The organism is Butyribacter sp. (assembly GCF_056818865.1).
In genome coordinates, this window is record NZ_DBLYGC010000005.1 from 32,832 (window position 1) to 53,179 (window position 20,348).

Sequence of the window (20,348 nt, forward strand, 5' to 3'; positions counted from 1 at the left end):
AATACGATGCCGGTATTTGATTTTAACAGTGTACCCGATGAAGAAAAGAAAAATGCGGTGTGCACATATGGGACATTTATGTCGAATGAGGAAAGTGCCACACCGGAAAAACCGATATTGGTTATTGACAACAAAAATAAACAGTGGAGTCATCATTCATATGGAATGTTTACAAACCCGATAAAACGTACAACATTTGAATTTAATGAGGATGATGGAGTTGAAGTTTCAGATATTTTAAAGGTTGATGCGAGATTCGTAAGTCTGCTTAAATGGCTTGGAGAGAGCCATATAAATGTGAGACTTTCAGGTGAAAATACCGATGCCGGATATGCGGTTTATAAGATTAGCGAAGTTGCACACGGCAACACTTCAAAATTGTCCGCGGAGGATGGTTTCCTTCAATATATGATAGAGAGACTTTTTGCGAGTGACGCACCTACGAAGATTTCGGATGATGAAGAAGATGATGAGAGTGGAGATGGAATGAAGCTCACAAGTCTTCAGAGTATTACTGACTTTATAAACTGTGCTGGTGCAACACTTCCTGATAACATCAGGCTTTGGGCAAGAAGAAATCTTGCGGTAGCAAAGTCACATGAAGTGTCTCCGGAAGAAAGACGCCATGCACAGAGAGCATTGTCTATTATGATGAACATAAAATGGAAGAGCAATTATTTTGAGACGATAGATATTGTTGAGGCAAGAAAGATACTTGATGAAGAACTCTATGGAATGGAGAGAGTAAAACAGCGCATTATAGAGACTATAGTACAGATAAATCGTACTCATACACTTCCAGCGTATGGAATATTGCTTGTAGGGCCTGCAGGAACAGGTAAATCACAGATTGCATATGCCGTTGCAAGAATACTTAAACTTCCATGGACAACACTTGACATGAGTTCAATAAGTGACCCTGAGCAGCTTACGGGAAGTTCAAGAATATATTCAAATGCAAAATCCGGCATTATTATAGATGCATTTGAAATGGCAGGAGAGTCAAATCTTGTATTTATAATAAATGAGCTTGACAAAGCTACGTCAAATAAGGGACATGGAAATCCGGCGGATGTACTTCTTACACTTCTTGACAATATAGGATTTACTGACAATTACATAGAGTGTATGGTTCCGACAGTAGGTGTTTATCCTATAGCAACAGCAAATGACAAGTCAAAGATAAGCGCACCGCTTATGTCGAGATTTGCGGTTATAGATATACCTGATTACACGAAAGAAGAAAAACAGGTTATCTTCAAGAACTTCTGTATGCCTAAAGTTCTTAAGAGAATGGGTATGAGAAATGAGGAATGTATCGTCACTCCTGAGGCAGTTGCAGCAGTAGTTGATAAATTCTCAAATACAACAGGAATACGTGACCTTGAACAGGCAGCAGAACATATTGCGGCAAACACGCTTTACCAGATTGAGGTGGACAAGGTTGAGAGCGTTACTGTTACAAAAGAGATGGTTGACGGACTGTTTTAGGTTGTTTTAATATAAGACTGTGCAGAAATATAGAATTTGGATTTAGAGTTGTTATGTTTCTGTGTGGTCTTATTTTTGTTGGAAAAAGTTTTATTGACGAGAATTAAATTTATTATATATGGAAGGAATGTTATTAGATTGAAAAGCAGAAATATATTGATAGCAGAGGATGATGTAAATATAAACAATCTGCTCAAAGAGGCTCTTGAGCGTGAGGGGTATGTGTGCAGACAGGCATTTTCGGGAACAGAAGCCGTACTGCTTCTTGAGAGGGATGATGTATCGCTTATATTGCTTGACCTTATGCTTCCGGGGATGACGGGAGAAGAGGTGCTGGCGAAAATAAGAGAAAACAGTGATATGCCTGTTATTGTGCTTACGGCGAAAGATGGGATGGATGAAAAGCTTGAACTTTTGCGAAACGGTGCTGATGATTATATCACAAAACCTTTTAATATAGATGAGGTGGCAGCAAGGGTAAAGATACAGCTTAGGCATGCGGGACATGAAAAAGAGGATGAAAAGATAAAACTTGACGGATTTGAACTGGATATAAAAACATACCAGATATGGATAGAAGGAGAGGAACTTAAAAAGCTTACAAGGCAGGAATTTGAGATTTTAAGACTGCTTGCACAAAATCCCAAAAGAGTATTTAGCAAAGAAGCAATTTTTACATATGCATGGCAGGAAGAATATATGGGAGAGACAAAAACACTCGACGTACATATAAGCAATATACGCAAAAAAATTAAAAATATAACAGACAAAGAGTATATTCAAACGGTTTGGGGGATTGGCTACCGATTTGCGGACGGAAAATAAACATCTTTACTAAATCTTTACTTTTTCTTAGCGTTTTATTATGAAATGATATTTAAAATAAGTTTTGTAAGATAAAAACGGGTCCTGATGAAGAAGTTATCCAAGGACTATGTGACAGGCTGTCAGAAAAGGGAGTTTGCAGCCGGAAAGGATTATTATGAGTGAGATTTTGTTAGAAACCCATGCATTGACGAAACAGTTTCGCAGGCACAAAGCTGTTTCAGAAATAGATATGCATATAAAGAGGGGAGCAGTTTATGGCTTTATCGGAAGAAACGGTGCAGGAAAGACAACTTTTTTGAAAATGATAAGCGGTCTTACAGCTCCGTCATCCGGAGATTATTCGTTGTTTGGGTATTCGGGAAAGGATTTATCGAAGGTAAGGTCAAGAGTCGGATGTCTTATTGAGGAACCGGGACTTTACAAGAATATGTCGGCATTTGACAATATGATGATAAAGGCAAAGATGTTTGGCATAAATGACAAAAAATACGTTTTGGGACTGCTTGATGAGGTGGGACTTTCAGATGTCGGGAGGAAAAAGACAAAGAATTTTTCTCTCGGTATGAAACAGAGACTTGGCATAGCACTTGCGATGGTTGGAAATCCTGATTTTCTTGTGCTTGATGAGCCGATAAACGGACTTGACCCGCAGGGAATAGTGGAAGTGAGGGATATGCTTGCCGGTCTTGCCAAAGAAAGAAATATTACAATACTTATATCAAGTCATATTTTAGAGGAACTTTCAAAGGTCTGCACAGATTTTGGGATAATACACAAGGGAAAACTTTTACAGGAGCTTTCGCAGGAACAGTTAATGCAGCAGTGCAGTAAGAGAATCGAGATAGTGCTTGAAGAGCCTAAAAGAGCACTTGTCACACTTGATGAAATAGGAGTTCACAATTATGAGGTGGTTGACAAGTCGCATATTTATATTTATGAAAGGTTTGAGGAAAGTGCTTATATAAATGAAAGGCTTGTAAACTCGGGAGTATGCCCGAGAGAGATTAAGGTAAATCAGGAAGAACTTGAAAGTTATTTTTTGAATATGACAGCAGATTAAATCAGACATATGTTTATGAGTGCGTATAAAAGGAGAATAAAGTTTATGTTGAATGTTATAAAGATGGATTTGTATAAAATGTTTAAAATGAAATCATTTTATGTGGTAACTATAATTGCAATGGCGTTTGGTATTATTATGGCAATGAATCTGATGCCTGAAACATCAGATACAAATACAAGCAGTAATAAGACGGTGGTAGAAAGCACAGATAAGAACAGTGCTTCAGATTCGGAAGATAATTCAGAAGTAAAAATAGGAGTTCAGATTGACACTACCGGTATAAAAAATACTACGCCGAATGCAGTATATGTATACGGAAAATTATTGTCATCAGGAATTTATCTGCTTTTTAGTGTAATATTTGTGATGATATTTGTATCAAGCGAAAACAAAAACGGATATATTAAAAACATAGGTGGTCAGGTAAGACACCGCAGGCAGCTATTTATTTCAAAAATGGCGGTTATAGGGATTTATACGGTTTTATTTGATTTGATTATGTTTTTGGTTGAGGCGGTTGTGTGGATGATATGCACGAAAAAAATAAGTCTGGGAGCGGGAAGTTTTGATGGATATATAAGTTTTATTGTTTTTCAGGTGTTACTTCAATATGCATTTTTGATGGTATGTGCTACAATTGAGGCTGTGATAAAAAACAGGGTTTTTGGCATGACGGCAGCAGTGTGCCTGTCAATTGGAGTGGGACCGTTTATCTGCATGGCAATTGATGTCGGAGTGCATAAACTTACAGGGTTCACTGTTGAGATTGAAAAATATCTTATTACTACAAAAATAAACAGTCTTGTTCCGAGTGAAAGCATGTCGCAGCTGTTAAATCTTACTATGTTTGTGATTGTTTATCTTGTCATTGCGGCAGCAGCCGGTATAATCAGTACGGAAAAGAGAGATATGGTGTGATGAAGGAGTTTTTGCTTTAAGATTTCAGGAATGAAAGCTGATTGATTAAAATAAAGTCACATATGGAATATGATATAGTATTATGCAAGGGTCAAAATACCTTTTGACCCCAACATCATGGCAGATGACTATAGTTATATTTCGTGTGTGGCTTTATGGCGTTGTCGGGAAGGAGATGATTTTTGGGTGAAAGAGTGTATCATTGCATTTTTTGCAATAATGTTTGTTATAGTTACATATCTTTATGTTAAGTTGAGAAGCCAGATAAAAGACATTACAGAGCAAATAGAGTTTATTGAAAAAAATCAAAGCAATGCGCTGGTGACGTCACAGATAGAGATTGGAGGGCTGAAAGGCCTTAAAGATGTCCTAAATAAATTATTTGAGAAACATAGGGCAGAGAGGATTGTATGGAAGAAGAGAGAAAATGAGATTGCGGATATTTATACAAATTTATCACATGATATAAGAACACCGCTTACATCACTTGACGGATATTTCCAATTATTGTCGGAGTCTGATGACAAGGAGAAGAATAAACGGTATATTGCGATAATTCAAGAGAGAATTAAAGCACTCAGGGACATGCTGGAGGAATTATTTACATTTACAAAATTGGAAAATAAGACTTATAATATTAAATTGTATAAATGTGATTTGAATGAGATTGTCAGGGAAACACTATTTTCATATTATGAAGAGTGGGAAATGAAAAAGATTGTTCCAACTTTGAAATTGACAGATGAATCACTTTATTTTTATGGAAACGAGCAGGTTATGCACCGTATTTTACAGAATGTTATAAAAAATGTATTGGAACACGGAGAGAAAAAAGTTGAAATCAGTTTATATGCTTCTCCGGATAAAATATCTCTCACAATACAAAACGAGGTACTAAATCCTGATGAGATTGACATAAACCGTATTTTTGAGAAGTTTTATAAAGCTGATGCAGCAAGGAGTAAAACTTCTACCGGACTTGGAATGGCTATCGCAAAAGAGATGACAGAGTGCATGGGAGGAAAAATTTCTGCATCACTTCATGATACTATTTTTATAGTCAATATTGAATTTAAAAAGGCTTAAGGGGGATTTTACAGTGGGTTTTAAAAGTTCGGACAAATATAAACAAAATGATACCGGACATATTTATATAGCAATAGATTTAAAATCGTTTTATGCATCGGTTGAATGTGTGGAGAGAGGACTTGACCCGCTCACGACAAATCTTGTGGTTGCGGATGAGTCGAGGACTGAAAAAACGATATGTCTTGCTGTGTCACCTTCATTGAAAGCGTATGGCATTTCGGGAAGAGCGAGACTTTTTGAGGTGGTGCAGAAAGCAAATGAAATAAAAGCTGCTACCGGCAAAAAAATAGACTATATTGTAGCAAAGCCAAGAATGGCTTATTATATGGAGTACAGCACAAAAATTTATAATATATATCTTAGATATATAGCTCCCGAAGACATACATGTGTATTCTGTGGATGAGGTATTTATAGATGTGACATCTTATATTAAAACATATGAGAAAACGCCAAGAGAACTTGCAATGATGCTTATAATGGATGTTTTAAAGGAAACCGGTATTACTGCAACGGCAGGAATCGGGACAAACCTTTACCTTTGCAAAGTTGCAATGGATATTGTTGCAAAGCATATAAAACCTGATAAGGACGGAGTGAGAATTGCGGAGCTCAATGAGATAAGCTACAGAAGAATATTGTGGGGACATAAACCGATTACTGACTTCTGGAGAGTCGGCAGGGGATATGCGAAAAGACTTGCCGGGTGCGGTATTTATACAATGGGTGATGTTGCAAGGTGTTCAATCGGAAAAGCAGGGGATTTTTATAATGAAGAGCTGCTTTATAAATTGTTTGGGATAAACGCAGAGCTTCTTATCGACCATGCATGGGGATATGAGCCGTGTACCATTGCCGACATAAAGGCATATAAACCGGAAAACAACAGCATAAGTTCGGGACAGGTGCTCACATGCCCGTATGATGCAAAAAAGGCAAAACTTGTGGTTATGGAAATGACGGATATGCTTGTATTGGACCTTGTGGAAAAGGGACTTGTGACCGACCAGATGGTTCTTACGGTGGGTTACGATATAGAAAATCTTAAAAATTCCGAGATAAGAAAAAAATATAAAGGAGAATATACTTTTGACAGATACGGACGGAAGATTCCAAAACATGCACATGGAACAATAAATCTTAAAAAAATGACTTCATCTACAAAAATAATAATGGAAAATGTCGCAAAACTCTATGATGAGATTATAAACAGTGAACTTCTTGTGAGAAGAATGAATGTAGTTGCAAATCATGTTACAAGGCAGGAAGATGTGGTCGAAAAGAAAGAATTTGAACAGCTTGACCTTTTTACGGATTATGGCGAGCTTGAAAAGCAGAAGCAGAAAGAAAAAGATATGCTTGCTAAAGAGAAAAGGCTGCAGAAAGCTATGATAGATGTGAAGAAAAAGTATGGAAAAAATGCTATATTAAAAGGCATGAACCTCGAAGAAGGTGCAACAGCAATGGAGAGAAACAGACAGATTGGAGGGCACAGGGCATAATGCTTGAAAATGATGACTGGAAAAAGTATCAGGATATAATAGATATGGAGAGACCTGTATCGAAAAAACATAAGCCTATGAGTCTGCATGACAGAGCGGCACAGTTCGCATCTTTTGCGGCACTTAAAGGTTATGATGAGGCGGTGAGAAAGAAGGCATTAGAGGTCGAAGAAAATTATAATTCTGAGATATAGAAAACAAGAATTAAATGCAGGGGGACAAGATAAAGGATGAAGAAATCTTATTTTAGATTAAGCGGAGTGCTGTTATTTTTATTATGTATTGCCATGCTTACAGCTTGTCAAAACAGCGATGAAAACAAGAAAGTATCTAAAGATATATTTGCGATGGATACATATATGACGGTGACGGCGTATGGTAAAAATGCTGAAAATGGCGTAAATAAAGCGGTGGATGAGATAAACAGGCTTGAGACGGTGCTTAGTGCCGAAAAACAAGAAAGTGATATATATAAACTTAATGAAACAGGGAGCGGTACACTCTCTACAGACACAAAAAACATTGTTTCTAAGGCACTTGAGATAAATAAAACGACAAATGGAGCATTTGATATAAGTATATATCCTCTTATGGTAAAGTGGGGTTTTACAACACAGAAATATAATGTGCCGTCAAAAAATGAGATTTCTAAACTGCTCAAAGATGTAGACTCATCTAAAATAATATTTGATGAAAAAAGCGGCAATATAAAACTTAAAGAGAATATGAAAATAGATCTTGGCGGTATAGCAAAGGGATATACTTCAAACCGTGTTATGCAGATTTTTAAGGAGTGCGGTGTGAAATCAGGCCTTGTGTCACTTGGCGGAAATGTCCAGGCACTTGGTACAAAAACTGACGGAACAGCCTGGCAGATAGCAATTGAAAATCCTGACAAATCATCGGATTATATAGGTGTTGTGTCGGTAAAAGACAAAGCGGTCATAACGTCAGGAGGGTACGAAAGATATTTTGAAAAGAACGGAAAAACATATCATCATATATTAGACCCTGAAACCGGGTATCCGGCAGAATCAGGGGTTAAAAGCGTGACGATAGTAAGTGATGACGGAACGCTTGCAGATGCATTGTCAACGTCTTTATTCGTGATGGGAAAAGAAAAAGCACTTGATTACTGGCGTGAACATAAAAATGAATTTGACACTGTACTTGTGGAGGATAATGGTGACATTACAATTACAGGTGGTCTAGAGAAAATATTTAAATCAAATTTTAAATTTGACACTGTAAAATGAAAGAGCAAATAAAAATAAGGAATAACATATAAAAAAGAAAGTGAGATAAAAATGGCAGCAGCAACGGAAGGAACATTCTGGGATAAAAGATACGGAAGAAATTTTTTAAAGATAACAGCTTTACTTACAATGCTTATCGACCATATAGGCTGTGTATTTCTGATGGATAGGGGCGATGTAATATATAAAGCGTTCAGGGCGGTGGGAAGAATATCGTTTCCAATAATCTGTTTTATGTTGGTGGAGGGATTTATACATACACACAGCAGAAAGAAGTATATGATTAATCTTTTGATATTTTCAATAATATCAGAGATACCATATGATTTGGCATTTGGACATAAACTGATAGATGTAAGTGAGCAGAATGTAATGTGGACATTATTGCTTGGTGTGATAATGATGTGTTTTATAGAAAAGTTTGAGTATAGTTTTACGGCAAAAATGACAGTTGTTCTGATTGCAGGATTTGTCGCGGTCTTATTGAAAACAGACTATAGTATATGGGGCATATTATCCATAGCGATATTTTATATGCAGAGATATGACAGAAAAAATGCATTGCTTTTAACATGCTTTTTAATGTTTGCACAGGGGAAAATGCAGTCTTTTGGAGTTCTGGCAATACCGTTTATAATGGCGTATGACGGAACAAAAAATGATGTAAAGATGCCTAAGTATTTCTTTTATGCATTTTATCCGGTACATATACTTGCGCTGTGGGGAATATCGTTGTTAGCATGATGAAATGGAGCAGGTTTGGTGTTATCGGTCATATATTTTTGCAATGAAACTCAAAAAAACACTTGACAAGCATGAAAAACACATGTATGATAAATGAGATGCCGCTTAACGAGGCTCCTTGAAGATGACTTTAGTCACGCCAAAGTTAGCGAGTAATGATAAATAGGAGGTGCGATTATGTACGCAATTATTGCAACAGGTGGAAAGCAGTACAAAGTATCCGAAGGTGATATCATTAACGTAGAAAAACTTGCTGTTTCCGCAGGAGAGACAGTTACTTTTGATCAGGTTGTTGCTGTAAATGATGGAACTATGAAGGCTGGAGACGATGTAGCAAACGCAACAGTTACAGCTTCTGTAGTTAAGGAAGGCCGCGCAAAGAAGGTTATCGTTTACAGATATAAGAGAAAATCTGGATATCATAAGAAAAACGGTCACAGACAGTCTTTCACACAGGTAAAGATTGAGAAAATCAACGCTTAGTTGATGAAAAGGTGACAGTATATGATAGATGTGACATTATTTCAGAATGATAGTGGAGACTATATCGGTTTTCGTATGACCGGACATGCTGAGTATGCTGAGTATGGCAGTGATATAGTGTGTGCGGCAGTTTCCGTACTCGTTATAAATGCCATGAACAGTGTCGAAAAATTCACGGATGATGAGTTTGAAGGTGCGGTTCATGAAGAAAAAGATGTGGTTTCATTTGATATAAAATCTGAAAAGGTTAGCGAATCTGCTAAACTGTTACTTGATTCGCTTGTACTTGGTCTTGAAGGCATACAGGCGGAATACGGAAAAAAGTATATTAAGATTAGAAAAAAGAGAAAGCAGGAGGTGTAAGGCTATGTTAAACATGAACCTTCAGTTATTTGCTCATAAAAAGGGAATGGGTTCTACAAAGAACGGTAGAGACTCAGAGTCAAAGAGACTTGGAGCAAAGAGAGCAGACGGTCAGTTTGTACTTGCAGGTAACATTATCTACAGACAGCGTGGAACAAAGATTCTTCCAGGTGTAAATGTAGGTCGTGGTGGCGATGATACATTGTTTGCATTGGTTGACGGTGTTGTTCGTTTTGAGAGAAAAGGTAGAGACAAGAAGCAGGCTTCAGTATATCCTGTAGAAGCTAAATAGTCTATAATCGGTCTATACCGGTTTTACCGGAAACTGATAAACCTATACAAAAAGAGGCTGTCTATGACAGTCTCTTTTTGTATAGAATTGCAATTGTTTATAAATTATCTGATTTAGAAAGAAGGTGGAATGATGTTTGCTGATAGCGCCAAAATATATATTCGTTCCGGAAAAGGTGGGGACGGACATGTGAGTTTCAGACGAGAACTTTATGTTGCGGCAGGAGGACCTGACGGAGGTGACGGCGGCCGCGGCGGCGATGTTATTTTTCAGGTGGATAAAGGGATAAATACTTTAAATGATTTCAGACACCGCAGAAAGTTCTGTGCCGGAGACGGTGAGCAGGGCGGAAGAAGAAGATGCCACGGTGCTGACGGAGAAGATATTATTCTTAAAGTACCTGAGGGAACTGTTATAAAAGAGGCAAGTACGGGAAAAGTTATCGTTGATATGTCTTTTGGATGCGAACGTGAGGTTGTGTTAAAGGGCGGTCGTGGCGGAAAAGGTAATATGAACTATGCTACCCCGACAATGCAGGTGCCAAAATATGCCCAGCCTGGAAAACCAGCGAGAGAGCTTGAGGTTATACTTGAACTTAAAACTATTGCAGATGTTGGACTTGTGGGATTTCCAAATGTAGGAAAATCAACATTTCTCTCAAGAGTAAGCAATGCAAAGCCAAAAATCGCAAATTATCATTTCACTACATTACAGCCTATTTTGGGTGTTGTAGACCTTGAGGGTGCAGATGGATTTGTTATTGCAGATATACCGGGACTTATTGAGGGTGCAGCAGACGGTATCGGTCTTGGCGATGAATTCTTAAAACACATCGAGAGAACAAAGGTGTTCATCCATATGGTAGATGCGGCTTCAACTGAGGGAAGAGATCCTCTCAATGATATAAATGTAATAAATAATGAGCTTGCGAGGTACAATGATGACCTTATAAAAAGACCGCAGGTTATAGCTGCAAATAAATGTGATGTGTTTTACGGAACAGAGGAAGATACAGTAATTTCTCTTTTGAAAGAAGAGTTTGAGCCAAAGGGAATAAAAGTATTTCCTATTTCCGCAGTAAGCGGTAAAGGGGTAAAGGAACTTCTCTATTATGTGAAATCGCTTCTTGATGAGATGCCTGATGAACCGACAGTATTTGAAAAAGAATTTTCATTTGATGAGATGGAATTTGAGGATGAGCCATATACAGTAACTTATGATGAAAAAAATAAGGTTTACAATGTTGAGGGTCCTCGTATAGAAAAAATGCTTGGGTATACGAATCTTGACTCGGAAAAAGGTTTTCAGTTCTTCCAGAAATTCCTTAAGACAAGCGGAATACTTGAGGATCTTGAAGCTATGGGCATTGAAGAGGGAGATACAGTTGCAATGTATGACCTTCAGTTTGATTATTACAAATAATCAGGAAAAAAGGTGTGAGACATACTGAGGTGGCATGTGAAAGAGTGGTTATTAGAAGTTGTTGTTTGTCTTATTGCTGCGGTCCTGCTTATGATAATTCATGAGCTGTTTAAGGCCATTGTCTATATGATTGTCAGAGGACATAAGCAGGGTGGCAATATAGATAAAAAGGGCATTTGGAAAATATTCAGATATATTGACCCATTGGGGCTTATTTTAGCCGTAACCTGTTATGTACCGGTTTCAAAGCCATATATGTTTCGTATAAGGGACAGAAAAACAAATATTATTATCGGACTCAGTGGTTTTTTCGTACTCATAATAATATTTTTTTCTTCAATTTTTATGATGCATTATATGTATGGAGCCTCGGACAGTATTGTTGATATAATTAACCTTAAATACGGCTGGTTTCAAAAAGCCAAGATATTGTTTTTGCAATATATACAAATGCTGTGTTTTGATTATTTTGTTGTGAATCTGTTTCCGGTATCGACATTTGATATGGGGCTTGTGGTTGCGGGAGCATCACCGCAGAATTATCTCGGGATAATAAAAGCGGACAGTTCCATAAAGCTTATATTGATGCTTGTATTTATTCTTAATTTGATAAATATGGTTTATCTAAGGCTTGTAACATATTTGCCGTTTTAATCGGAAACAGGTGGAAAGGTTGGAGAATGAGCAGTATATCCGTGAAATTAGAGGCGTTCGACGGACCACTTGATCTGTTGCTGCACCTGATAGAGAAAAACAAGATAGATATTTTTGATATACCTATCGCAGAAATCACAAGACAGTATATGGAAATTATTTCAAAAACCGAAACAACGGATATGGATGTAATGAGTGATTTTCTTGTTATGGCGGCAACGCTGTTGAAAATCAAATCAAAAATGCTTCTTCCGGTACAGGTTGATGAGGCGGGCGAAGAGGTGGACCCAAGGGCTGAGCTTGTTGAGAGACTTCTTGAATATAAGACATTTAAATATGCATCGTATGAACTTAAAGACCTTCAGATAGATGCGGAAAAGATGATGTATAAAAAGCCGACTGTTCCAAAAGATATTGCTGATTATAAGGAGACGATAGATGTATCGGAATTACTTGGTGATATTACATTGTCAAAACTTCAGAGCATTTTTAACAGTGTTATGAAAAAGCAGATTGATAAGATAGATCCTATAAGAAGCAGATTTGGACAGATAAAGAAAGAGACTGTCAGTTTGCAGGACAGAATGATTTATATTGAGGAATATGCGATGCGTCACGGACATTTCAGCTTTAGAAGCATGCTTGAATCTAAACCAGGAAAAACTATGGTGATAGTGACATTCCTCGGGATTCTTGAACTTATGAAAGTAGGAAAAATTCTTATTGTTCAGGAAAATATATTTGATGATATTTTGATTACATATAATAAGCTGGCACCTGATATGGAATATGAACCGTCAAGTGCTGACTGACAAATCTATGGGAGGCTTGCGAATGGGTACGGATATGACTCTGCCGGAATTAGAGGCGAATATCGAAGCAATATTGTTTGTTATGGGCGAGGCGGTTGACCTTGAAAGAATCGCCATAGCAACGCAGCAGGATGAGGAAACATGCAGGAAAGTTATACATAATATGATGGATAATTATGCTGATGATAACAGGGGAATACAGATTATTGAGCTTGACGGTGCATTTCAGATGTGCTCAAAGGCATCTGCCTATGACACGCTTGTAAGAATTGCACATGTTCCTAAAAAGCATGTACTTACTGATGTACTGCTGGAAACTTTATCAATAATTGCATATAAACAGCCGGTTACAAAGATGGAGATAGAACATATCCGAGGTGTGAAAAGTGACCATGCGGTAAATAAACTTGTGGAGTATAACCTTGTCTGTGAAGCGGGAAGGCTGGATGCTCCGGGTAAACCTATCCAGTTTGCAACAACTGAGGAATTTTTGAGGAATTTTGGAATAGACTCACTTGAAAATCTGCCGGTTGTAAAGTCTGAAAAGATTGAAGATTTCAAGATAGAAGCAGAGGATGAGGTTCAGTTAAGGCTTGATCTTGAGCAGTGATAAATAAAAAAATTAAGGAGATATAAACTGTCTCCTTAATTTTTTTTGATTGAAGAATTATTTTTCTTTTGACCAAGTGTGTCATCTACAATATTCTCGATTATTGTTTTTTTGACCCATACATCAAAACTTAACATACAGATAAATGCAAAGTTTGATAAAACCTTTTTCTCGTCCGCATCACTTACCTCAGAGTACATTTCGTTTGATTTTTTGAGTTTCCTTATTATGTCTTTTAGCTGGGAATCTATATTGCCTAATTCAAGATTAACAATCTCGGAATATATTTCTTCCATATCCTTTGAACCATTACCCTCAAAAAATAAATTGCTGATGGGTTCGAGGATATCTTTTATATCACTTATCGCCAGAAAATTCTTAAAATAGTATATATATATAAGTAAACACATATGCTCTTTAGAATATTTCTTTTTTTGTGGTGGTGGGATAAGCTTGTTTTTTGTATAGTTGTTTATCATGGTCTTTGTGAGAATTTTATCGTCATCAAATCTTTTTGATGACGCCAGATGTTCGTCCATAAAGGTAGTAACCTGATCCATGTAAAGGTCTATGTTTGGAATATCATCAGGTTTTATAAAGTCTATATTTTGTATACTGCGTATAAGATCCAGTATCTCACGGTTATATTTTTCACGCATTGTAATCCTCGTTTCTAAGCTTACTGCTTTGATTGTGATTATAGTTAATTATATAGTATTTAATGCTTTACCGCAAGTAACAAAAACGGCAGACGGGCATACATATATAATAATGTTGTTATCAGTGTGACATTATTGATATATCGGAGGTGTCCGTACTATGAAAAAATATAGGCATGTCAAAAAGACTTCGACAAAGCCAGAGGTAAGAGAGCCGATAATATCAAGAAGATTATCGGATAAATTTGACATCCCGGAGGATATTATAGCAAAAGCACCTGTTATTTTAGGTTATGGAAATCACAGATTATGTATAGAAAATTACAGAAGTATCATAGAATATACGGAGGAACTTATCAAGGTGCAGACAAAACAGCAGAAAATATACATAAGAGGGAATAAACTTGTGATAGCATATTTCAGGGAAGATGAAATGTGCGTACTTGGTAACATAGATTCGATAGAATATCATAGATAGAGGACTTGTGATGCATGGAAAAAAGCGCAGGAATGGAGAATGGAATGGTACATAAAATAACTGGCTGGATATTTGGATATCTGATGGTTTATCTGGAGCATGAAGGAGCCGGCAGATTTATAAACCTATGTAGAAACAACGGTATAGAAATATGGAATATAAGGGCAGATGAAGAAAAGAAAATATTATGGTTTAACATAGGCTTTCGCAATTTTTGGAGAATACATCACATTGCTGTAAAATGTCATGTTTTTCCGAGGGTTTACAAAAGATACGGTCTGCCTTTTTTGATTGAGAGAAGCAAAAAAAACTTAAATTTCGTGCTGGGTGTGATTTCTTTTTTTACAATGCTTTTTTTTCTTTCGAGCAGAATTTGGGGAATAGAGGTTGCCGGACAGAACTATTACACAAAAGAAAATATTATTTCATATCTGGATACGGAAAATATTTATGGAGGAATGTGCAGCGGCAGGGCAGATTGTAAAAAAATTGAGAAAAACATACGAAAAAAATATGATAAAATAGGCTGGGTTTCAGTTAATAGGAGTGGCAGCAGGCTTGTTGTAAATGTGCGTGAGATGTCAAAAGACGATATAGAAAAAAGAGGAAAACCGGCAAATCTTGTAGCATCTGATGACGGAAAGGTGGTGTCCATTGTTACAAGTGCAGGGGTTGCAAAAGTAAAGACGGGGAAGAAAGTAAAGGCGGGCAGGGTCTTAATATCGGGGGTTGTTCCGATAGTCGGAGACAATGATGAGATAATAAGAAAGTCGAGAGTGAAAGCGGAGGGAATTGTAGTTTTAGAGAGTCGTGAAATGTTTTACGGCATGCAGAAGAAAAGACAGAAAAGGAAAGTATATACAGGACGAACAAAGGAAATTTATAAAATTTCAGCATTTGGAAAAGAGTTTTTTATACATAATCCTTTAAATGATTTGGAAACTTCAAAAAAATGTGCTATACTCTATGAAGGTGGGTGCGTATGCCCATTTTTGTCAAAAAGATTTCCGATATCAGTATGGAAAATAACGTATAAAAAGTACGAGTATGTTTATGTAAATTGCAGCTTAGACGAAGCAAGACAGTGTATGAAAGATGAGTATACTGACTATATTAGAAAAAAAGAGAAAAAAGGTTACAAACTTGTCAAAACCGATTTTTCTGTTTCAGAACAGGGAGATTGTTACAAAGCATCAGGTAATATAACATGGCAGAAAAAACAGACGCATTATGAGAAAATAAAGAAAGTAAAACAAAAAAGGAATAATAAATATGGCAATAATGGAAACAGTTCTGGAAATACCGGCTGAACATGAGAGAAATATATTCGGAAGTTTTGATGCGAATATCAAAAAAATAGAGAGAAGTCTTAATGTTACGATGGTTGCGAGAGACGGGAATATTAAACTTGTCGGAGATGCGTCAGGTGTCAAACAGGCGGAAAGCATTCTCACGGAGTTACTTGAACTGTCAAAAAGAGGAAATACAATAACAGAGCAAAATGTGAATTATATTTTGTCTCTGGCAGTTGAACACAGAGAAGGGGAAGTAGTTGAACTTGATTCTGATATAGTTTGCAGGACAATTCAGGGTAAACCAATTAAACCAAAGACTTCAGGACAGAAAAATTATATTGATTTAATCCGCAAAAAAATGATAGTTTTCGGAATAGGGCCTGCGGGAACAGGAAAAACATATCTTGCAATGGCGATGGCTATTGAAGCTTTTAAAAGAGATGAAGTCAATAAAATAATTCTTACAAGACCTGCGATAGAAGCAGGAGAAAAACTGGGATTTTTACCGGGAGACCTTCAAAGTAAGGTAGACCCTTATTTGAGGCCTCTTTATGATGCACTGTATCAGATAATGGGGGCAGAGAGTTACCTTAGAAATGTCGAGAAAGGGCTTATTGAAGTTGCACCGTTAGCGTATATGAGAGGAAGAACGCTTGACAATTCTTTCATAATACTTGATGAGGCACAGAATACAACACCGGCACAGATGAAAATGTTTTTGACAAGAATCGGATTTGGTTCAAAAGTTATAGTGACGGGTGACCTGACACAGAAAGATTTGCCGGGAACGACCAAATCAGGACTTGAACAGGCTCTTGAAGTGCTTGGAAAGGTTGAGGACATTGGCTTTGCATATCTTACAAATAAAGATGTGGTAAGACATCCTTTAGTTCAAAAAATTGTTACGGCATATGATGATTATGAGAAAAAAATTGAAAGAAGAAAAAGGGTAAATGAATCAAAAGAAAATGAAAAGAGAAAAAAATGAAATAAATAGAGCCAGAAATTTTTCGATTGTTATTTATATCATTTTAATTTTAGGTGCTGTTGCTATCGGCTTTGTTAGAGACTACAGCATTGTGAAAAATATGGTGAATATTGTGACAGCAGTGGTGTGCGGTATTCTTGTACAATGTTTTTACACTCACAGCGGAGGAAAATATATCAGGGAACTTCATTCTGAAATTTTATGTTTATTCTGTTTAGCAATAACAATTGTTTTGATTTTTTTGTACGGCTATGAATTTGTAGGAGGTTTATGGCTTATATCCGTTGCTGTTATTTCTGTTATCGACGGCATGAAACACGGAATGATATTTTATTTTCTGAGTATGGTTCAGTACGTGTTATATGCAACAGATTATATTCAAAGCAGCAAAAAAATATTGTACTATCTGGTTTTGGGAGCAGTTGTTGTTTTGATTTTTGCGGAGAACAGCATTAAAGAACTTTTATATTCAACTATTGCAATGATTGCTCTCTCAGCAGTGCTTCTTATAATACAGTTCGGTTTTGATGTTACACTGCTTAAAGAAAACAAAACATATTTGATAATACAGATTATGTCCTCATTCGTTATAGCGTTTACGGCATTTATTGTGAGATATATCTTTGAACAGTTTGGAAAAATCAAATGCCTTTGTGTTGAAGATACTGAAAAAATGAGTAATCTTTTAGAGTCAGATTATGAGCTTATAAGAAGATTACAGGCATTTTCGGCGAATTTATTTATTCATTCTATGAGAGTCAGCGTGATGTCGATGAGAGTTTCACAGAAGATGGGATATAATAGTCTGCTTGCCAAGGCAGGCGGAATGTATCATGAAATCGGAAGAATAAAGAAAGAAGAAAATTATGTTGAAGCGACAAATGATATAGCATATGCGTATGATTTTCCAAAATGTCTTACCGATCTTATACTGCAGGTCTGTGATAAGGATGAAAAGCCTGAGAGCAGGGAGGCAATGGTGGTTATGCTTTCTGACAGCATAGTATCTATGATAGAATATTTTGAAAAAAATACAGATAAAAGCAGACCGTCAAAAGAAAAGCTTATTGAAAGTGTTTTTGCAAACAGGCAGAAAAAAGGGAATTTTGACAATTGTGATATAAGCGAAAAAGAAATTGAAGGCATAAAAGAGACATATAAAAACATAAATATGGATTTTTAACGGATAATTTTAATATAGGAGGATGTAATGACTATACTGATGGAAAATGAGCAGGAGCTTGATTTGGGATTTGATTATGAGAAAGTGTTAAAACTCGTCATAGAGAAAGCTCTTGAACAGGAAAAATGTCCTTATGAATGTGAGGTTAATCTGACATTTACGGACAATGAAGGTATCAGAAATATAAACAGGGAATTCAGGGAACTGGATGTTCCGACAGATGTACTTTCGTTTCCGATGGTTGATTATGATTCACCGGCAGATTATGACATTCTTGAGAGTGACGATGCACTTGCGATGTACTTTAATCCTGAAAGTGGTGAACTTCTGCTTGGCGATATAGTTATATCCGTTGAGAGGGCTATGGAACAGGCAGAGACATACGGTCACACGCTCAAAAGAGAGATTTGTTTTCTTACGGCTCACAGTATGCTTCATCTTCTTGGATATGACCACATGGAGGATGAAGAAAGAATTATTATGGAGAAAAAACAGGAAGAAATACTTGATGCACTTGGGATAAAAAGAGACTAATAAAGGGGATAAAAGCGACTATGGAAACTAGTAAACAAAATAAGGCCGCCAGTGGTTTTTTAAAACAGGGAAGTATTCTTGCTGCAGCGTCAATACTTGTAAGAATCATAGGAATGATATATCGTATTCCGATGGCGAATATTATCGGAGATGAGGGAAACGGTGTCTATTCGGCTGCATTTGAAATTTATAATATTCTTCTGATAATTTCATCATACGGAATGCCAATGGCTGTTTCAAAGATGGTTTCGGCAAAGATATCTCAAAAACGATATAAAAGTGCATATAAGATATTTAAATGCTCAATGCTTTTGTCTGTGTTCACAGGTGGAATAGCAGCATTGTTTGTATATTTTGGTGCGGACTGGCTTGAAGCAAAGTTCTTTGCAAAATACAGTGGAATTGCTATTCCATTGAGAGTTTTGGCACCAACAATATTTATTGTTGCAGTTATGGGTGTTTTCAGGGGACTTTTTCAGGGACACCGTACCATGCTTCCGACAGCAATATCCCAGATATTTGAACAGATAGTAAATGCATTTGTCAGTGTTGGAGCAGCATATTTCTTTATGCGTGCCCACAGTGCTTCACCTGAACTTTCGGCGTGGGGGGCCGCAGGAGGAACTCTTGGTACATGTTTTGGTGCAGTGACTGCATTGCTCATACTTATGATAATATATACGGTTTACCGTCCAGTGATAAAGAAACAGGCACGCAGAGACAAATTATCGGCAAAAGAATCTTTAGGATATACTTATAAGCTTATTATAATGACTGTTCTGCCTATTATATTGAGCCAGACCGTATATCAGCTAAGCGGTATAATAGATGTAACTTTATTTAACAATGTAATGGGAGCTATTGGTAAGACAGATAAAGAAGTAAAAACACTTCAGGGAATATACAGCACAAAGTACAGACTTTTAGTGAGTGTTCCTATAGCTGTTTCGACGGCGATAGCATCTTCTATGATTCCAAATCTTGTTACATCTGTTGCGGCGGGTGATATGCGTGACGCTAAAAAGAAAGTTGACATGGCAGTTAAATTTAATATGATAATTGCTTTTCCATCATCAATGGGACTTGCAGTGCTTGCAGAGCCTATAATAAGACTTTTATTCCCAGCGTCAGATTATAAAACGGGCGGTGCGATGCTTATGATTGGTTCGTCCTGCGTAATATTTTATGCGTTGTCAACTGTTACAAGCGGAGTTCTGCAAAGTATCGACAAGATGGCATTGCCTGTAATACATTCACTCGTGTCACTTATTGTGCATATTGTTTTTGTTTTCGTGCTTTTAAAATGGACAAATCTTGGTGTATATGCACTTGTACTCGGAAATGTCACATATCCGCTTCTTGTATGTTTTATGAATGGCAGGTCGGTTTCAAAACATATGAAGTACAAGCAGGAGTACACCAAAACTTTTTGTGTGCCTTTACTGGCATCATTTATAATGGGGATCGTAACGTTTATAGTGTATAAATTGTTTTTCGTGCTTACAAGCAGGATATATGTTGCAATATGCCCAGCGGTTATAGCAGCGGTGGCAGTATACTTTGCACTTGTACTCAAACTGCACGGGTTAAGCAGAAAAGAATTATATGAGTTTCCTATGGGAAGAAGAATGGCAAGGATTGCTGATAAGTTTCATTTGTTAAGATAGATTGAGTGAAAGGCGGGT

General features: G+C 36.9%; 23 protein-coding genes. 22 read left to right on the forward strand and 1 reads right to left on the reverse strand.

The window, feature by feature from the left end; translation table 11 throughout:
* The first annotated feature begins 6 nt into the window (after positions 1–6).
* The 16 genes from ACZLXV_RS03375 (at position 7) to scpB (ending at position 13,526) form a co-directional block, all read left to right on the forward strand.
* Positions 7–1,491, forward strand: a complete 1,485-nt coding sequence (locus ACZLXV_RS03375; protein ID WP_482382485.1) for an AAA family ATPase — start codon at positions 7–9, stop codon at positions 1,489–1,491.
* A 138-nt stretch (positions 1,492–1,629) separates the two neighbouring features.
* Positions 1,630–2,316 (forward strand): response regulator transcription factor, encoded by a 687-nt coding sequence (locus tag ACZLXV_RS03380; protein WP_022225777.1) that lies wholly within the window; start codon positions 1,630–1,632, stop codon positions 2,314–2,316.
* A gap of 157 nt (positions 2,317–2,473) precedes the next feature.
* The gene (locus ACZLXV_RS03385; protein ID WP_482382486.1) at positions 2,474–3,379 is read left to right on the forward strand and encodes an ABC transporter ATP-binding protein; all 906 of its coding nucleotides are present in this window, start codon (positions 2,474–2,476) and stop codon (positions 3,377–3,379) included.
* Positions 3,380–3,424: 45 nt separating this feature from the next.
* A complete protein-coding gene (locus ACZLXV_RS03390; protein ID WP_482382487.1) occupies positions 3,425–4,300 on the forward strand; it encodes an ABC transporter permease in 876 nt (291 codons plus the stop codon).
* Between the two features lie 186 nt (positions 4,301–4,486).
* The gene (locus tag ACZLXV_RS03395; protein ID WP_482382488.1) at positions 4,487–5,386 is read left to right on the forward strand and encodes a sensor histidine kinase; all 900 of its coding nucleotides are present in this window, start codon (positions 4,487–4,489) and stop codon (positions 5,384–5,386) included.
* 13 nt (positions 5,387–5,399) lie between these two features.
* On the forward strand, positions 5,400–6,890 hold the full coding sequence (locus ACZLXV_RS03400) for a Y-family DNA polymerase (protein WP_482382489.1): 1,491 nt from the start codon (positions 5,400–5,402) through the stop codon (positions 6,888–6,890).
* Complete coding sequence (locus ACZLXV_RS03405) at positions 6,890–7,084, forward strand: hypothetical protein (RefSeq protein ID WP_022225782.1); 195 nt, start codon at positions 6,890–6,892, stop codon at positions 7,082–7,084. The genes ACZLXV_RS03400 and ACZLXV_RS03405 overlap by 1 nt, the downstream gene beginning before the upstream one ends.
* A 36-nt stretch (positions 7,085–7,120) precedes the next feature.
* Entirely contained in the window at positions 7,121–8,146 is a 1,026-nt protein-coding gene (locus tag ACZLXV_RS03410) for an FAD:protein FMN transferase (protein ID WP_482382490.1), read from the forward strand.
* A gap of 51 nt (positions 8,147–8,197) precedes the next feature.
* Positions 8,198–8,890 carry a TraX family protein gene (locus ACZLXV_RS03415; RefSeq protein WP_482382491.1) on the forward strand — a complete coding sequence of 231 codons (693 nt, stop codon included), beginning with the start codon at positions 8,198–8,200 and terminating at the stop codon, positions 8,888–8,890.
* A gap of 177 nt (positions 8,891–9,067) precedes the next feature.
* Entirely contained in the window at positions 9,068–9,373 is a 306-nt protein-coding gene (rplU, locus tag ACZLXV_RS03420; protein WP_022015281.1) for a 50S ribosomal protein L21, read from the forward strand.
* A gap of 21 nt (positions 9,374–9,394) precedes the next feature.
* Complete coding sequence (locus ACZLXV_RS03425) at positions 9,395–9,736, forward strand: ribosomal-processing cysteine protease Prp (RefSeq protein WP_022225785.1); 342 nt, start codon at positions 9,395–9,397, stop codon at positions 9,734–9,736.
* 4 nt (positions 9,737–9,740) lie between these two features.
* Positions 9,741–10,028, forward strand: coding sequence for a 50S ribosomal protein L27 (gene rpmA, locus ACZLXV_RS03430; protein WP_022015279.1), 288 nt, complete (start codon positions 9,741–9,743; stop codon positions 10,026–10,028).
* 132 nt (positions 10,029–10,160) lie between these two features.
* Positions 10,161–11,450, forward strand: coding sequence for a GTPase ObgE (gene obgE, locus ACZLXV_RS03435; RefSeq protein WP_022225786.1), 1,290 nt, complete (start codon positions 10,161–10,163; stop codon positions 11,448–11,450).
* A gap of 36 nt (positions 11,451–11,486) precedes the next feature.
* Positions 11,487–12,104, forward strand: coding sequence for a hypothetical protein (locus ACZLXV_RS03440; protein ID WP_482382492.1), 618 nt, complete (start codon positions 11,487–11,489; stop codon positions 12,102–12,104).
* A 26-nt stretch (positions 12,105–12,130) separates the two neighbouring features.
* On the forward strand, positions 12,131–12,916 hold the full coding sequence (locus ACZLXV_RS03445) for a segregation and condensation protein A (RefSeq protein ID WP_482382493.1): 786 nt from the start codon (positions 12,131–12,133) through the stop codon (positions 12,914–12,916).
* A gap of 34 nt (positions 12,917–12,950) precedes the next feature.
* Positions 12,951–13,526, forward strand: coding sequence for an SMC-Scp complex subunit ScpB (scpB, locus tag ACZLXV_RS03450; protein WP_367335621.1), 576 nt, complete (start codon positions 12,951–12,953; stop codon positions 13,524–13,526).
* Positions 13,527–13,561: 35 nt separating this feature from the next.
* Here the strand turns inward: scpB and ACZLXV_RS03455 are convergent, their stop codons facing one another.
* On the reverse strand, positions 13,562–14,185 hold the full coding sequence (locus ACZLXV_RS03455) for a DUF1836 domain-containing protein (RefSeq protein WP_367335618.1): 624 nt from the start codon (positions 14,183–14,185) through the stop codon (positions 13,562–13,564).
* 160 nt (positions 14,186–14,345) lie between these two features.
* Here ACZLXV_RS03455 and ACZLXV_RS03460 point away from each other — a divergent pair, with 160 nt between their 5' ends.
* The 6 genes from ACZLXV_RS03460 to ACZLXV_RS03485 are packed head-to-tail and all read left to right on the forward strand — an operon-like array spanning position 14,346 to position 20,330.
* Positions 14,346–14,663: a YabP/YqfC family sporulation protein gene (locus ACZLXV_RS03460; RefSeq protein ID WP_022225791.1), complete on the forward strand. Its 318-nt coding sequence runs from the start codon at positions 14,346–14,348 to the stop codon at positions 14,661–14,663.
* Positions 14,664–14,677: 14 nt separating this feature from the next.
* Positions 14,678–15,973 (forward strand): sporulation protein YqfD, encoded by a 1,296-nt coding sequence (locus tag ACZLXV_RS03465; RefSeq protein WP_482382494.1) that lies wholly within the window; start codon positions 14,678–14,680, stop codon positions 15,971–15,973.
* Positions 15,936–16,946 (forward strand): PhoH family protein, encoded by a 1,011-nt coding sequence (locus ACZLXV_RS03470; protein WP_482382495.1) that lies wholly within the window; start codon positions 15,936–15,938, stop codon positions 16,944–16,946. Before ACZLXV_RS03465 ends, ACZLXV_RS03470 begins: the two co-directional genes overlap by 38 nt.
* Positions 16,912–18,129 (forward strand): HDIG domain-containing metalloprotein, encoded by a 1,218-nt coding sequence (locus ACZLXV_RS03475; RefSeq protein ID WP_482382496.1) that lies wholly within the window; start codon positions 16,912–16,914, stop codon positions 18,127–18,129. The genes ACZLXV_RS03470 and ACZLXV_RS03475 overlap by 35 nt, the downstream gene beginning before the upstream one ends.
* A 27-nt stretch (positions 18,130–18,156) precedes the next feature.
* Complete coding sequence (gene ybeY, locus ACZLXV_RS03480; RefSeq protein WP_482382497.1) at positions 18,157–18,663, forward strand: rRNA maturation RNase YbeY; 507 nt, start codon at positions 18,157–18,159, stop codon at positions 18,661–18,663.
* Positions 18,664–18,683: 20 nt separating this feature from the next.
* Positions 18,684–20,330, forward strand: a complete 1,647-nt coding sequence (locus ACZLXV_RS03485; protein WP_482382498.1) for a putative polysaccharide biosynthesis protein — start codon at positions 18,684–18,686, stop codon at positions 20,328–20,330.
* The last annotated feature ends 18 nt before the right edge of the window (positions 20,331–20,348 follow it).